This is a genomic window from Hymenobacter sp. (assembly GCF_035709525.1).
Classification (GTDB): Bacteria; Bacteroidota; Bacteroidia; order Cytophagales; family Hymenobacteraceae; genus Hymenobacter.
Genome location: NZ_DASTEP010000094.1, coordinates 26,563 through 41,694, shown reverse-complemented (window position 1 = coordinate 41,694; position 15,132 = coordinate 26,563). Strand labels below are relative to the sequence as shown.

Annotated in this window: 9 protein-coding genes; 1 reads left to right on the top strand and 8 read right to left on the bottom strand. The window is 63.1% G+C overall.

What is annotated here, in order from left to right:
* Positions 1-148: 148 nt before the first annotated feature.
* Positions 149-1,801, bottom strand: coding sequence for a CTP synthase (locus VFO93_RS08260; protein WP_325133884.1), 1,653 nt, complete (start codon positions 1,799-1,801; stop codon positions 149-151).
* A gap of 126 nt (positions 1,802-1,927) precedes the next feature.
* Between VFO93_RS08260 and VFO93_RS08255 the strand changes: the two genes are divergently transcribed.
* Positions 1,928-3,772 (top strand): right-handed parallel beta-helix repeat-containing protein, encoded by a 1,845-nt coding sequence (locus VFO93_RS08255; protein WP_325133883.1) that lies wholly within the window; start codon positions 1,928-1,930, stop codon positions 3,770-3,772.
* Here VFO93_RS08255 and VFO93_RS08250 read toward each other — a convergent pair.
* The 7 genes from VFO93_RS08250 to VFO93_RS08220 form a co-directional block, all read right to left on the bottom strand.
* Positions 3,769-4,221: a DMT family transporter gene (locus VFO93_RS08250; protein WP_325133882.1), complete on the bottom strand. Its 453-nt coding sequence runs from the start codon at positions 4,219-4,221 to the stop codon at positions 3,769-3,771. The genes VFO93_RS08255 and VFO93_RS08250 overlap by 4 nt on opposite strands.
* A gap of 137 nt (positions 4,222-4,358) precedes the next feature.
* Positions 4,359-5,618, bottom strand: a complete 1,260-nt coding sequence (locus VFO93_RS08245) for an arsenic transporter (RefSeq protein WP_325133881.1) — start codon at positions 5,616-5,618, stop codon at positions 4,359-4,361.
* 147 nt (positions 5,619-5,765) lie between these two features.
* Positions 5,766-6,920, bottom strand: a complete 1,155-nt coding sequence (locus VFO93_RS08240; protein ID WP_325133880.1) for a metallophosphoesterase — start codon at positions 6,918-6,920, stop codon at positions 5,766-5,768.
* 322 nt (positions 6,921-7,242) lie between these two features.
* On the bottom strand, positions 7,243-9,141 hold the full coding sequence (locus VFO93_RS08235) for a gliding motility-associated C-terminal domain-containing protein (RefSeq protein ID WP_325133879.1): 1,899 nt from the start codon (positions 9,139-9,141) through the stop codon (positions 7,243-7,245).
* A 234-nt stretch (positions 9,142-9,375) separates the two neighbouring features.
* A complete protein-coding gene (locus VFO93_RS08230; protein ID WP_325133878.1) occupies positions 9,376-10,278 on the bottom strand; it encodes a glycerophosphodiester phosphodiesterase family protein in 903 nt (300 codons plus the stop codon).
* A 166-nt stretch (positions 10,279-10,444) separates the two neighbouring features.
* A complete protein-coding gene (locus VFO93_RS08225; protein ID WP_325133877.1) occupies positions 10,445-11,851 on the bottom strand; it encodes a RagB/SusD family nutrient uptake outer membrane protein in 1,407 nt (468 codons plus the stop codon).
* Positions 11,852-11,863: 12 nt separating this feature from the next.
* Positions 11,864-15,073, bottom strand: coding sequence for a TonB-dependent receptor (locus VFO93_RS08220; RefSeq protein ID WP_325133876.1), 3,210 nt, complete (start codon positions 15,071-15,073; stop codon positions 11,864-11,866).
* Between the last annotated feature and the right edge of the window lie 59 nt (positions 15,074-15,132).

Here is a 15,132-nt window from a genome sequence, read left to right as displayed (position 1 = left end):
ACAGGCAGCGTCCGGCGGGCAGCGGTTAAGGCTGATTCGCTTTCTGCTGCTTGGCATTACGCGAGTCGGGAGACTCGCCCCACTCGTCGGCCTGCCGTTGCGCGCTGCGCGCTAAACGGCGGCCAGCTGCCGCTAGCGGCTCACTACCTTACAGCCCCTTCTTGCGCTGAATGGCGGCCTTCACAAAGCGCACGAACAGCGGGTGCGGCGTCTCCACGGTGCTCTTGAGCTCGGGGTGAAACTGCCCGGCCACAAACCACGGGTGCACCTCACGGGGCAGCTCGATTACCTCCACCAGGCCGGTGTCGGGGTTGATGCCCGAGGCCGACATACCGGCCGCCTCGAAGCGCGCCAGGTACTCATTATTAAACTCATAGCGGTGCCGGTGGCGCTCGCTGATTGTGTTGCGGCCGTAGGCTTTGGCGGCGCGCGAGCCGCGCTTGAGCTCGCAGGTGTAGGCCCCGAGGCGCATGGTGCCGCCTTTTTGGGTGATGTCTTTTTGGTCGGCCATCAGGGCGATAACCGGGTCGGGCGTGAGTGGGCTCATCTCGGTCGAGCTGGCCTCGGGCAGGCCGAGTACGTGGCGGGCGTACTCCACCACGGCTACCTGCATGCCCAGGCAAATGCCGAAAAACGGGATGTTGTTTTCGCGCACGTAGCGCACCGCCGCCACCTTGCCCTCGAAGCCGCGCTCGCCAAAACCGGGCGCTACCAGCACGCCATCCACGCCTTCGAGCTGCTGCACGGCGTTTTCGGGCGTCAGGTGCTCGCTCTGGATGGTGCGGACTTTTACCTTGCACTCATTGGTTGCGCCGGCGTGTACAAAGGCCTCAATGATAGACTTGTAGGCGTCGGGAAGCTCCACGTACTTGCCCACCAGCGCAATGGTCACGTCCTCAGTCGGGTTCTTGAGGCGGCCCAAAAACTCCTTCCACTCCTCCAAATCAGGCGTGTGCCCGCCCTGCAAGCGCAGCTTGCTGATAACGCGGGCGTCGAGCTCCTCTTTCAGCATCAGCAGCGGCACCGAGTAGATGCTGTCGGCATCCAGGCTTTCGATTACCGAGTTGATTTTGACGTTGCAAAACAGCGCGATTTTGCGGCGCATGTCGGCCGGAATCGGGTGCTCGGAGCGGCACACCAGGATGTCGGGCTGCAAGCCCGCCTCGCGCAAGTCGCGCACCGAGTGCTGGGTAGGTTTGGTTTTGAGCTCGCCGGCCGCCGCCAGGTAGGGCAGCAGCGTGAGGTGAATCACGAGCGAATCGTGGGGCGGCAGCTCCCAGCGCAGCTGGCGCACGGCCTCCACGAAGGGCAGGCTCTCAATGTCGCCGATGCAGCCCCCGATTTCGGTGATGACTACGTCGAACTGCCCGTCCTGGCCCAGCAGCAGCATCCGGCGCTTTATCTCGTCGGTGATGTGGGGCACTACCTGCACGGTTTTGCCGAGGAACGCGCCTTCGCGCTCGCGCCGAATCACGGTGTCGTAGATGCGGCCGGTGGTCACGTTGTTGGCCTGCGAGGTGGGCGCGTTCAGGAAGCGCTCGTAGTGGCCCAGGTCGAGGTCGGTTTCGGCGCCGTCGTCGGTTACGTAACATTCGCCGTGCTCGTAGGGGTTGAGCGTGCCGGGGTCGATGTTGATGTAGGGGTCGAACTTCTGAATCGTAACCCGGAAGCCTCTGGCCTGCAAGAGCTTGGCCAGCGAGGCGGAAATGATTCCTTTACCGAGTGAAGAAGTAACGCCGCCGGTGACGAAGATATACTTCGCGGCCGACGCTGTGGGGGTAGGGGTGGAGCGTTCAGGCATGACGGGGGACAAAGTTACGGCGTGGCGCGGCCCGCGCGAACACCGGCCCGCCCGGCCCACCCGGCTATTTTCGCCCAAAAGCCGCCCGCCGCCTCTCTTTGTATAAGAAATAATGAAGGAAATATAATGAATAATCTTTGTCTGAAGTATTTTATTGGTTATAAGGGTGTTAAATGGGCAATCGGGGCGCTGCTACTGCTGCTGAGTGGCTTCGCAGCCCTGGCCCAGCCAACCCTGCACAAAGACCTGAAAAAAGATTTTGGTGCCGTGGGCGACGGCCGCACCAACGACCAGGCCGCGTTCCAGAAAGCCGCCGATTTTTTCAACCAGCGGGCCAAAACCCCGGCCGGCACCGGCCGCGCCGTGCTGCACCTGCCGGCTGGCACCTACCTGGTGGGTGAGCCGGGGTTTGGAATTAGGGATGACCTGTTTCAACTTAACGACTGCCGCAACTTACTTATCCTCGGCGACGATAGCGCTACCACCGAAATTCGTTACGCCGACAGCCTGCGCTATGGTGCCTTCGACCCCGACACCAGACTGCCTTACGAAGCACCAACAGCCTGGTTTACAGACCGGGCGTACGATGTTGGGCTTAGTACTTGTATTTCGTTGCAACGCTGTGAAAACGTAGAGATTGCTAGCCTCACGTTAAATGGCAACAGCCCGCGCCTGCTAGTGGGCGGCCACTGGGGCGACACGGGTATTCAACTAGCAGCCGATGGTGTATTTGTGAGTGGCTCGCGCTTCATACGGCTGCGTAAGCTGGCCGTGCATCATTTCGGCCGCGACGGTATTCAAGTACTTAACCATTTGGCTAAGAGCGTAGCCGACCCCGTCCAGGAAGGCATCGTGCTCGAAAACTCGCGCTTCGACTACAACGGCCGGCAGGGTTTGTCCATCACGGGCGTGAATGGGCTGCGGGCCACGAATTGCAGCTTCAGCCACACCGGGCGGGTCGTTATTCCATCTCTGAATAAGCCGCTGTACTCCAACCCCGGCGCGGGCATCGACATCGAGCCCGAAGGCGGCTACGCCGCCAACGTGCGCCTCGAAAGCTGCCGCCTGGTCGATAACGCTGGCCAGGCGCTCGTATCGGACCGCTACGGCAGTGGCCTGCCTACCACCAAGAACATCGTGCTGCGCGACTGCCTGCTGTGGGGCGTCAGCAACTGGTCGGCCTGGGTGCGGCAAACCGATTTTCTGTTTGAAAACTGCCGGATTTACGGAGCATTCGTAACCGGCTGCGCCCTGGCCAAGTACGCTACCCGCTTCGTAGGCTGCATCTTTGAGGACCGGCCCTATCGTGGCGAGCCCGCCTACGGGCAACATTTGGTGTACTCCAACCAGGAGGCGCGGGCCATGAGCTTCACCAACTGCCGCTTCGTAGGCACCCGCAATTATTTGCTGTTGGCCGTGCCCGCCGCGCCCGATTCGGCTAGCCGCTTTCGCTTGCATGACTGCGCTTTTGAAATGGACAATGCCGAACTGCCGCTGGGCGGCACCGACCAACTTACGGGTGTGGTATTCAGCGGTAATACGGTGTTTACCAACGGCCCACACCGGACCGACTCGCTAGCGCGCGAAATCGTGCTGGGCCGCGCCGGCGTGCCGGGCTCGGCCGAAGTGGCGGCGCGGGGCAGCTTGCAACTGCGGGCTCCCGGCTGCCGCTACCGGCTACCCGCCGGGTTGCGGCTGGGCCAGGCGAGCAGCGTGATAGTCGGGGCGAGTAGTGCGCTGGTTTTGAGTGAGCAAACCGGCCAGCAGCCGGCCCTGTACATCGGCCCCAAAGCGCGCCTGACGGTGCGCCAGGGCGGCGCGCTGGAGCTACCGCCCGGCACCCGCCTCACGGTGGCCGGCGAGTTGGTGCTGGAGGCCGGGGCGCGGGTAGACCCCGCCGCCCTGGCCCGCGTGCAAACGGTAGGGCGCGGCCGGCTGCGCGTAGCCGCGCCCTCGAAAGTCAAAAATTAAGACCTGGAAATCAAAATAATACCAATAATAAGCAGCGCGCAGCCGGCCAGGCGGCCGGGGGTGAGGGCGTGGACCTCCGCACCAAACCAGCCGTACTTGTCAATCAGCACCGACATGAGTAGGTTGGCCGAGATGGTGAGGCCGGCGAAGGCACCCGCGCCTACCTTGTTCACGAAAATCAACCCGGCTACTACGGCTACGGCCCCTACCAGCCCGCCCAGCGGGGCCCACCAGGGCATGGACATTACGCCCTGCGTAGTGGGTAGCGGCTTGGGCATGCATAGGAACATGCAGAACAGCAGCGCGATAATGGGCAGAAACGACACCAGACTAGCCAGCCAGGGATTAGTGAGCGACTTTTGCAAAGCCCCATTCATGGGCGGGCCCCAGGCTTGGAGCGCGCCGGCTACGAGGAGCAGCGGGTAGATGTAAGCGGCGTTGAGTTGCATGGGAAAAGGGAGGAGAGGTGGAAAAAATGTCGTTGGTCATGCAGCGCGCAGCGAAGCATCTCGCGTGGCGCAGTATTCTCAAACGTCAGTGATTGCTGCGCCACGCAAGATGCTTCGCTGCGCGCTGCATGACTGAATTAATGACTTAGTAAAAAAAGCGACCCGATGGCCAGTAGCAGCGGCACGGTCATCACCAGCGCGCCGAGCTTGAGAAACTGCCAGGCACTGACCGTAATATTCTCGCGCCGCAGCGCCACCAGCCACAAAATGGTGGCCAGCGAGCCCGTCACCGAGAGGTTGGGGCCGAGGTCGATACCGATAAGCATGGCGCTTTTGATGTGCTCCGACACCTGGGCCGTTTGCAGCACATTGCCGGTGATGAGGCCGGCCGGCAGGTTGTTCATGACGTTGCACAGCAACGCCACGCCCACGCCGCTAGCCCAGGTAGTGCCGGCTTCCGACTGCCCCGCCCCGCGCGTGAGTAGCGCGCTCAGCCACTGCGTAACGCCCGTTTTATTCAGCCCCTCAACCAGCACAAACAGGCCGGCCACCAGCGGCAGCACCGCCCACGACACGCTGCGAATGACTGCCAGCGGGCTTTTGCGCACGATGAGCAGCACGATAGCCGTGGTGAGCACGCCCGTCACGGCCGTGGGCAGGCCCAGCGGCCGGTCGAGGGCCGAGGCCGCCAGCAGCGCTACCGCCGTGCCCGCGATGCCGCCCAACGCTACCTTGCCGCCGCGCTCCAGGGTCGGGATTTCGATGTCTTTTTCAATGCTTTGGCTTAATTCTTCGCGCTGCGTGTGGCGCAAAATGAAGTAAGTAGCCCCGATGGCCACGGCCGCCGGCAGCAGGTAGCGCGGCAGCCACTCGAGCAGCGGCGGCATGTGCGCGCCGTAAATGACGAGGTTGGCCGGGTTGGAAATGGGCAGCACAAACGAGGCCGCGTTGGCAATGAAGGCGCAGATAAAGAGGTAGGGCAGCGGGTTTTTGACCTTCGCCGCCTTTACGGCTGCCGCCACGGCCGGCGTGAGCACCACGGCCGTGGCGTCGTTGGAAAGGAAGGTCGTCACGACTACCCCCACCAGGTAGATAAGTAAAAACAGCCGCTGCGCCGACCCTTTGGCCAGCCGCGTGGCGTGGGCCGCCAGCCAGTCGAAGAGCTTTTCCTCGCGCGCCACCTCGGCCAGCAGCATCATGCCGGTGAGGAACAGATACACGTCGAGGCCCTTGGCCACGCCGGCCAGGCCCTCGGCCGGCGTCAGCAGCCGTAGCAGCAGCAGTAGCCCGGCCCCGCTCACGGCCCACACGTACTCGGGCACTTTGAAGGGGCGCAGGATGACCAGGGCAATGGAAATGGTGGAGATAAGCCAGATTAAGAGGAGGCTAGTTGGCATTTAGAATGAGTATAGTGTTCTAGGTTAACTCTATCATGCTAAGCGCAGCGAAGGGTCTCTACCGCTTCATTCGTGCTACTCAACGAAGCGATAGAGATGCTTCGCTGCGCTCAGCATGACCGCTCTTTCGTAACTGATAACAACGTCCTACGAGCTAGGCTTCAGCGGCCGGGCGTTGCGATTAGGCCCGAGCTGCGTGCCCAGAATACCGTTTTCCTCCCACGCACCGATGCTGGCCGCATCGCTACCCGCGCCCGGCCGGGGCGGCGGCTGGTAGGGTGCCAGGGCCAGTAGCAGCCGGTGGCGGCCGGGGCGGCCAGTGGCATCGCGGGCCTCTACGGTGAGGGGCAGGCGCTGGCCGGCCCCAGCCGGGCAAGTGGCCGTGGCCTGCCATACGCCGTGGGCGTCGCGCTGCATGGGCAGGCGCGGGCCGTCGTCGCCGAGCCAGCAGACTACCTCGGCCACATCATTGGCCCCGAACACTACTGCCCTCACGGTGAACTGCTCGGCCACGGCCTGGCCGGCGTGGCGCAGCAGGCGGTAGTCGGCCGGGGCGGTGATGAGCACGAAGGGAAAACTGCCATCGAGCGGCTTGAAGCGCCAGCTCACTACGCCTTGGTCGAGGCTGATGAGCGAGTAGCCCACCGGGCCTTCCTCAAGCTGGCCCGTCGAGCGGGTGGCGGCGTAGATGGTGGTGCCGTCGTTGGCCAGCTCATTATAATGAGTGTGGCCCATGTCCACGAGCGCCACGCGGTGCCGGGCTAGCAGGGCCGTGAGCTCGGCGCGCTCGGCGGCGTCGCGCAGGTCGGCGGGGTAGGTGTGCATAAAAAGCGCTATCTCGGTGCCTGCCGGCACCTGACTCAGCTGTGCCCGCAGCCAGCCCAGCTGCGCGCTGCCCAGCCGGAAATCGGGCCCGCCCGCGCCGGGGCCGCACACGTCCAGAAATAGACACTGCACGCCTTGTACCACTACGGCCTTGGGCAGGGGCGCGGTGGCGGGCAGCGCGTAAAAATTGGCCAGGCTGCGCGGCTCCATGTCGTGGTCGCCGGTGATGACGTGCACCGGCGCGCTCAGCAGCCGCAGCGCCGCCGCCACCAGGCGGTACTGGGCGGGCAGGCCGTTGTCGGCCACGTCGCCGGGTAAGTACGCAAAATCAAGCAGGCCAGCGCCTTCTACTTCCAATTGCGCCAGCATCGCGAGCAGGTCGCGGTAGTGGCTGGCCCTGGCATCGGTGATGTGCAGGTCGCCGAGGTGGGCGTATACCAGCGGCTTGCCGGGAGCCGGCGAAATAGAGTCAGCCATTGGGGTGAAAAGGAAGCGGTAGTGGCAGAAAACCGCGCCAGGAGCCGGTAGAAAGCCCCGCAACGGTGAGCCGCAATACGACCAGCAAGCCGATAAGTTGGGCGAATAGGGTTATTAAAGGCGCTCGTTAATAGTAATTTATCTAATCTTCATGTTGGGAGGAGGATTAGGGTTGTCAGGTTCACCGTAGAACTTAAAAGAAGGGGCATGCTGAACGCAGTGAAGCATCTCTATCGCTTCATCCGCAACCGTGCAACGAAGCGATAGAGATGCTTCACTGCGTTCAGCATGACCCGTTTTTTCTGCCTGTCATCACCTCCGATTACCGCACCAGCTCCACCCAGCCTTTCACCACGGTGGGGCAGTCGGGCACGCGCAGCAGGTAGTAGTAAGTGCCGGCGGGCAGCGCGCCGCCGTCCCAGTCGTGGGCGTAGCGGTTGGCGGCGTAGACTAGGTTGCCCCAGCGGCTGTAAATCTCCAGCCGGGCCACATCGGCGGGCACGCCGAGCAGACGGAAAGTGTCGTTTTGGCCGTCGTGATTAGGGGTGAAAACGTTAGGAATGAGCAGCTCGCCTACCGTCACGACGGTGCTGGCCGCCACGGGGCAGCCCGCCGCGTTGAAGCCGCTGAGGCGCACCGTGTAGGTGCCAGGCCGGGTGTAGCGGTGGCGCGGCGTGGCGTCGGCCGGGGTGCCATCGCCAAAATCCCAGCGGTAGTCGTGCCCCTCGGCCGAGGCCTCAAAAACCACTTCCTGCCCCGCGAGCGGCGGGCAGCCCCCGGCGCGGATGCTGAGGGCGGTGCGGTCGAGCACCGTCACGCTCACGGCCAGGTAGCGCACCGTGCCGCCGGCGCTAGTGGCCGCCACCGTGTAGTCGGTAGAGCGGGTGGGGCGCGCCCACACCGTGCCGGCGCTGGCGCTGCTGAGGCCGGTGGCGGGCGTCCAGCGGTAGGTTTCGGGGCCGCTGGGGCCGGCCGGCAGCACTACCTGCACCGAGTCGCCCCGGCAAATGACGTAGCGGAGGCTGGCCGCCAGCACGTTGCCCGCAGAGTCGGCAAACACGTTGCAGCGCTGGTAAGTAGTGGCTGGCGTCAGAAAGGCATTGAGGTACTGGCGCTGGCCGTTGAGGTCGTTTTCGGTGGTGCCGCTGTACTGGTGCCCACCCAGGTACGACACCAGCCCGCCGCGCCCGGCGTAGAGGTCGGCCACGCTGGCTTCGATAATTTCGTCGGTAGTGCCGGATAATTGGTCTTGCACGTGCCCGCCGTGCTGGAAAACGCTGCCGCTGGCCCGCCGCCAGTTCGTGACGCTGCCGCCCAGCACCGAGGCCCGAAACTCACCCTCGTACTGCGAGAGCGGCTGGTCGGGGGCCGGGTAGCGGCGGGCGCCGTTGTCGCGCACGTCGGCATCGACCACGCCGGTAGTAGTTTGAAACCGGCCGCCGGTGTAGTTCTCATACGTAACCACGGCCTCGCACTCGGCCAGAAAATTGCCGCCCCGCGCCACAAAGCGCGCGATGGCCTCCACCACGCCGCCCGCCGTGTTGGTCGAGTGTGGCTCCGAGGCGAAGGTGTAGCAATCGGTCTGGCTGTCGAGGTTCACGGCCACCTGCGTCACGTAGTTGTCAGAGGTGCGCAGCGCGCTCCCATTGTCGTTGCCCACTATGCCCGCCCGCCGCAGGTAGCCCTGGTGGATGGCCGCGTTGCCCCCGTCGTTGAGGATAGCTGCCACCGGCCGCTGGTTTAGCACGTAGCGCGCGTCCACGGTGGTAGCGGATTGCAGCTCATAGAGTTGCACCGTGGTGCCCTGGGTGGCGTTGTAGGCGGCGGCCAGCGCCCGCACGCCGGCCGTGTCGCGGGGCAGCACCAGCAGCGGCCCCGCCCGAAAGGCCCGCACGGCCGCCCCGGCCGCGCCGCGGGGCACCACCCGCGCCGCCAGTGCCAAAAAATCGACGTCATCCTTGCCCTTGCCGCTGCGGATAATCCAGCGCAGCGGCACCTTCTTATTGAGCAACTGCACGGCCAGCCCATAGGCTTTCAGGTTGAAAGTGCCGCCCGCGCTTTGGTTGGCGTTGTCCATGGCCAGCACCAGCGTGCCCGCCGGCGCGGTGAGCGGCACGGCGGTAGCGGGCGGCAGGTCGGGGTTGGCGGTCTGGGCGGCACCGGGCCGGGCGCTCAAAACCGCGGTCGCGAAAGCCAGAAAATACCGGGTAGCAAGGTGCATACGCAAGGTGGCAAAGCTGCCGCTTGGTGAGGCCGGCAAATTCCCCCGGTAGCGTTAAGCTCGCCTGAAGTCGGTATTAATTTTTCTTCAGGTAGAGGTAAGTATTTTATAGCTAGTAAATTATTGAGTCATGCTGAACGCAGTGAAGCATCTCGCGTGGCGCAGTAATCAATAACGATTGAATTTACTGCGCCATGCGAGATGCTTCACTGCATTCAGCATGACGAGGCGTGCTTACTTATGCAGCTTGCGTGCCCGCAGATACGCCAGCAGCTCGGCCGGCCGGTCGGTTTGGATGATGGTGGCGCCGTGGGCCAGCAGCCAGCCCCAGCCGTCGGCGGGTTGGTTTTCCTCTACGCTGCGCTCGTCGTCGTGGCCGGCATTCTGGCTGGCCCACAAGCCGTTGAACCACAGCTTGGAGCCCGTTTTGGGAATGGTCTGGTAAATGGAGTGCGTGAGGGCGGTGTCGGTGGCGAAGTTCAGCTCGTAGGCCACGGGCTTGAGTTGCTCTTCATACTCGCGGATGGAGGCATTGGCCCCCGGCTTGCCCAGGCCGATGATGGGCATGTAGAGCAGCTGCCCACCCAGCAGCTTGCCATTGGCGGCCTTGGCGGTGGCGTAGGTTTCATACGACTTGATGAGGGCGTGGTCGACAGTGCCGGTTTTCACCAGCACGTCGTAGGCGTCCTGGTAGTAGTCGTAGCCCTTGTCAATGTTCACCATCACCTTGCCTTTGGCGGCCAGCATGCACTGCTCGAAGGTGGGGATGCGCAGGCGCGTGGGGCCGCCGTGCTCGTTTTTGAGGGTCAGCTTTTGCAGCTCGGCCCAGGTGTAATCAGCGGGCTTGCCGTGGCCGGTGGTGGTGCGGTCCAGCGTTTCGTCGTGCATGAGTAGGAGCACGCCGTCCTTCGATTTCTTGAGGTCGATTTCGACCATATCCACGCCCATTTTAATGGCCGACTCGATGGCGGGAATGGAATTTTCAGGCTCGTGCCGCCAGTCGGCGCGGTGCGCCACTACGATGACTTGCTTGGTATTCGGGTCTTTGAAGGTGCGGATGATGGCCTGCACGGGCTGCTGGGCCAGGGCCGGGGCGGCGAAAAGCAGGGCGGTGGCGAGGGAGAGGAAGGATTTCATAAGGAAGTTAAAAAAGTGTAGATGTGCTCGTCAGACTGTGTGCGCCTCACCCCCTGGCCCCCTCTCCGAAAAGGAGAGGGGGAGCCAATTGTCAATTGCTCATTGTGCGTCCGGCTCCCCCTCTTTTTTGGAGAGGGGGCCGGGGGGTGAGGTTCCCGCGTGAGGGCTAGTACCCCGGGTTCTGCTTTATCGCCGGGTCGGTATTCACCTGCGCCTGCGGCACCGGCATCAGCAAGTGGTGGCTGTCAATGGTAATCAGAATGCCATTGGCTGAGAAATAGCTGTTCATCACCGAGATAGCCGTGCTCGTGCGTAGCAGGTCAAACCAGCGCTGGCCTTCGCCCACCAGCTCCAGGCGGCGCTCCAAGGCGATGGCGGCGCGCAGGGCGGCCTGGGTGGTGGCGGTGGTATTGGCCAGGCCGGCGCGGGTGCGGATGAGGTTAAGATTGGTAGCCGCGTCGGTAGTGTTGGCCAGCTCGTTTTGCACCTCGGCCAGCATCAGCAGCACGTCGGCGTAGCGCAGTACCACCTGGTTGCTGCCGCCGTCGGTGATGACGGTGGTGGGCAGCACAAGCTTCTTGAGGAAGGGCGTGCCCGAACTGGTAACGCCCACGTACACGTCTTTGCGGCGGTCGGTGCTGCCATAGAGGGCATAGAGGCTTTTGGTGGGCAGGTTGTGGCCCTTGGCCCCCGACACCGTGCCCGAGGGGCTAAACTGCTGATAGGCAATACTCCCCTCTGTGTTGCCATTCACGCCGGAGGCAAACTGCACCGCGAAAATGATTTCCGAGTTGTTCTTGTTGGTCAAACTGAAAATGTCGGCCGGGTTGCCTTGCAGCGCGTGGCGGCCGCTGCTCACCACGGTTTGCAGTAGCGGCAGGGCGGCGCTGTAGTTCTGCTGGGTGAGGTACACCTTGGCCAGCAGCGCCTGGGCGGCGGTTTGGCGCACGCGGCCGGCCTGGCTCACGGTGCCGGGTAGCACCTTGATGGCGTCGGTTAGGTCATTGATAATCTGCGTGTATACCTGCGCTGCCGCCGTGCGGCCCTGGCCGAAGTAGGCGTTAGGGTCAGTAGTTTCCTGGGTCACCAGCGGCACGTCGCCGTAGAGGCGCACGAGGTTGAAATAGAGCAGCGCCCGGATGAATTTCATCTCGCCCACGCGGGCGTCGCGGGTTGTAGTCGAGGCGTAGCTGACGTTGCCGATGTGGCTCAGCACCACATTGGCCCGCTGAATGCCCTGGTATGAAGCCTGCCACACGCTGGTAACCACGGCGTTGGACGGGATGGTGGTAAACTGGTCGAGCTGCCCATAGATGCCGTCATCATTGGCCGGCACCTCGTCGTAGGTGTTGTCCGACGGGATTTCGGTGATGGCCGGCAAATACAGGCCGTACAAGCCCTGGGCTTGCAGCGTGCCGTACACGGCGTTCACGTACTCCTCCACCTCCGTCTCGTTGCGCAGGAAAGCGCCGAGCGTTTTCGAGGTTTGCGGGTCCTGGTACAGGTTGTCGTTGCAGGCGCTGGTGCCGAGTAGCAAGCCCAGCGCGGCGCAAAAAAGCAGGGATTTTTTCATGGCTGGGAAAACTTAGAACGTGAGGTTGAAGCCAGCCAGGAATGACTTGGCGATGGGGTAGTTGGCTTGCGAAAAGCCGTTTTGCAGCACGTTGTCGATGCTGGTGGCATCGGGGTTGCGGCCCAGGAATTGAGTAATGGTGAATAGGTTATTGGCCGAGACGTACACCCGCGCCCCGCTCAGGTGCGCCTTGCCGGCCCACGCGGCCGGCAGGTTGTAAGCCAGTTGCAGGGTGCGCAGGCGCAGGTAGTCGGCGTTTTTGTAGAAAATGCTCGACGAGCGCACCTGGCGGCGGGCGCTGGAGAAATTACCCAGGTTGGGCTGGGCCAGCGTACCGTTGGGGTTATCGACGGGGTGGTAGCGATTCTCGAAATAATACTGATTCGGCAGCCCAAAGCCTTCGCCCGATTCTTCCTGGTTGGCCAGCTCCTGGTCGAAGATTTTGCGGCCCTTGATGCCTAGCAAACTAAAGCTCAACTCAAAGTTCTGAAAATTGAAATTGCTCGAAAAACCGTAGGTAAACTTCGGATTGTAAGTACCAAAGCCCTTTCGGTCGTTGAGGTCGATGACGCCGTCGCCGTTGAGGTCTTCCACCTTGTAGTCGCCCACCAGCGTGCCCGACAGGTGGGGCGTGTTGTCGATATCGGCCTGCGATTTGTACACGCCCGTTACATTGTAGCCGTATAATTCGGCGATGGGGCCGCCCACCTGCGTGCGCCAGGTGCCCGCCGAGCCGGTGAGTATCTGCGTCTGGCCGGGAGCCAGGGCCAGCACCTCATTCTGGTTGGTAGCGAGGTTGCCCGAGAAGCCCCATTTCACCGGCCCCAGGTTGATGTCATTGCCGCCCAACTCAAGCTCAAAGCCGCTGTTGCGAATCTTGCCGATGTTCTGAATCGAGGACGTGAAACCCGATTGCTCCGGCACTGGTACGTTGAGCAGCAGGTCTTTAGTAGTCGAGCGGTAGTAGTCGGCGGCTACGGTCAGCTTCTGGCCCAGGCCCAGGTTCAGACCCACGTTGGCCGAGGTTTTGGTTTCCCAGCTCAGGTTGGGGTTAGCCACGGTGGTGGCCGCAAAGCCGGGGGCCAGCGTGCCGCCGTACACGTAGTTGTTGGCGTTCACGAGCGCCTGCGAGCTGTAGTTGCCAATCTGGTTGTTGCCCGAGAGGCCGTAGCTGGCCCGGATTTTGGCAAACGTCAGCGCCTTGGTTTGCGGGAAAAACTTCTCGTTGCTCAGTATCCAGCCGCCCGTGACGGACGGGAAATTGCCCCACTTGCGGTCCGGCCCAAAGCGCGACGAGCCGTCGCGGCGGGCCGTTACCGTAAACAAGTACTTGTTGGCGAACGAGTACTGCACGCGGCCCAGGTACGACACCAAACTCCAGGTGTAGCGCGTGGGCACCGCCACAAAGGCGCTGGCCCCGCCGATGTTGGGCAGGTTATCGTCGGCAATGTTGGAGCCCGTGATGAAGGTGCTCGCGCCGCTTTCCTGCTGGTAGGTGTAGCCGGCCAGCACGTCGAGCGAGTGCTCGCCCCACTGCGCGGCGTAGGTGGCGGTGTTCTCGCTCAGGTAGTTGGCGATGAAATCACGGTTTTCGGTAGCCACGGCGGGCTTGGGCGCGGCCGTGCGGTAGGCCCCGATGGCGCCGGGGTTGTAGAAGTCGAAGTAATTGCTGTTGACGTCGCCGCCCAACAACGTCTTGAGCGTGAGGCCGGGCAGCGGCTGGTAGCTGAGGTAGGCGTTGCCGAAGGTGCGGAAAAACGAGCGGTTGCTGGTGATGCGCGTGGCCAGGGCCACCGCGTTTTCACCCAGCGCCCCGTCCTCCGGCGTGTTGGCCGCGATTTGCTGGCTGATGGCTAGCGACCCATCGGCGTTGCGCGGGCTGAAGAACGGGTACATGATGTACAGGTTCGAAATTGGGTCGGTCGAGAAGTCGGCGTTGTTGTTGAAGTACTGCTGCCGGTTGAACGACGGGTTGAGGCTGGCCCCGAGGGTAAATTTATCCGAAGGCCGCACGTCGAGCTTGAGCGTGCCGCTGTAGCGCTTCAGCCCGTTGTTGAGCACGATGCCCTGCTGGTCGAAGTAGTTGGCCGACAAGTAGTAGTTGGTCTTGGCCGAGCCGCCCGAAAATGCCACGTTGTAGCTGCTGATGAGCCCTTTGCGAAACAGCTCCTTCTGCCAGTCGGTATCCGTGAGGCCGGGCGTGCCGTCGAGGTAGGGCTGCAAATAGTTGAGGCGCAGCTGGCGCAGGCTGGCCCCTTTGGCCAGGCGCGTGGCGCGGTCGTCGTTGATGCTGCGGGTGCTGGGGTTGGCCGACACGTAGCCGTAGTCGCGGGCCTCGGTGAAGAACTGCGCGGCCTGGGCGGCGTTCACGTACTTCACCCGGTCGGCGCGCTCCTGCCAGCCCGTGTACACGTCGAGGGCCACGGTCATCTTGTCGGCGCGGCCCTTTTTGGTGGTGATGAGCACCACGCCATTGGCCGCCCGCGAGCCGTAGATGGCCGCCGATGAGGGGTCTTTCAGAATATCCAGCTTCTCAATGTCCTGCGGGTTTATCGAGTTCAGCGACGAGCCCTCGCTCAGCGGGAAGCCATCGACCACAATGAGCGGGTTGCGCCCCGCCGTGAGCGTGCCGATGCCCCGAATCACGATTTGCGGGTCGGTGCCGGGCTGGCCCGAGGCGTCGTTCACCACCACGCCGGCCGCCTTGCCAGCCAGTTGCTGCCCAAAACTGCTGCCGGCGTAGCGGTTCAGCGCCGCGCCCTTTACCTCCGAAATCACGCCCGTCACCTTGGCCTTCGACTGCGAGCCGTAGCCAATCACCACCACGTCGGTGAGGGCTTTATTTTCGGCTTTCAGCCGCACCATCAGGCTGTTGTTGTCGCCGGCATTTACCAGGAAGTCGTTGATTTTCTGACTTTCGTAGCCCACGTAGCTCACCGTGAGCACGTAGCGCACGCCGGCCCGCAGGTTGTCGAAGGTGAAGACGCCGCTGGCATCGGTGGCCGCGCCGCGCAGGTTGCCAGTGCTGCCGGCCTCATTCAGTAGCACCGTCACGCCGATGAGCGGCTCGCCCTTATCGTCGAGCACGGTGCCCTTCACGCGGGCTGTGGCCTGGGTGGCCGGGCGGGTGCCGGGCTGAGCAGCGGCCGGGCTAGCCAGCAGCAGGCCGCAGGCCACGAGGCCCACCGGCCAGTTCTGCATAAATCGTAGTCGGTTTCTCATAAAGCAACTGATAAAGTGGGGAATGAAAAAGGCAAGGCGGGGCCGCTCGCCCAGAAAAG

Excerpts from the sequence above, each read along its gene's own strand:
- VFO93_RS08245 (WP_325133881.1), bottom strand. The coding sequence starts at position 5,618 with ATGCCAACTAGCCTCCTCTTAATCTGGCTTATCTCCACCATTTCCATT.
- VFO93_RS08225 (WP_325133877.1), bottom strand. The coding sequence starts at position 11,851 with ATGAAAAAATCCCTGCTTTTTTGCGCCGCGCTGGGCTTGCTACTCGGC.
- VFO93_RS08220 (WP_325133876.1), bottom strand. The coding sequence starts at position 15,073 with ATGAGAAACCGACTACGATTTATGCAGAACTGGCCGGTGGGCCTCGTG.
- VFO93_RS08260 (WP_325133884.1), bottom strand. The coding sequence starts at position 1,801 with ATGCCTGAACGCTCCACCCCTACCCCCACAGCGTCGGCCGCGAAGTAT.
- VFO93_RS08240 (WP_325133880.1), bottom strand. The coding sequence starts at position 6,920 with ATGGCTGACTCTATTTCGCCGGCTCCCGGCAAGCCGCTGGTATACGCC.
- VFO93_RS08235 (WP_325133879.1), bottom strand. The coding sequence starts at position 9,141 with ATGCACCTTGCTACCCGGTATTTTCTGGCTTTCGCGACCGCGGTTTTG.
- VFO93_RS08255 (WP_325133883.1), top strand. The coding sequence starts at position 1,928 with ATGAATAATCTTTGTCTGAAGTATTTTATTGGTTATAAGGGTGTTAAA.
- VFO93_RS08230 (WP_325133878.1), bottom strand. The coding sequence starts at position 10,278 with ATGAAATCCTTCCTCTCCCTCGCCACCGCCCTGCTTTTCGCCGCCCCG.
- VFO93_RS08250 (WP_325133882.1), bottom strand. The coding sequence starts at position 4,221 with ATGCAACTCAACGCCGCTTACATCTACCCGCTGCTCCTCGTAGCCGGC.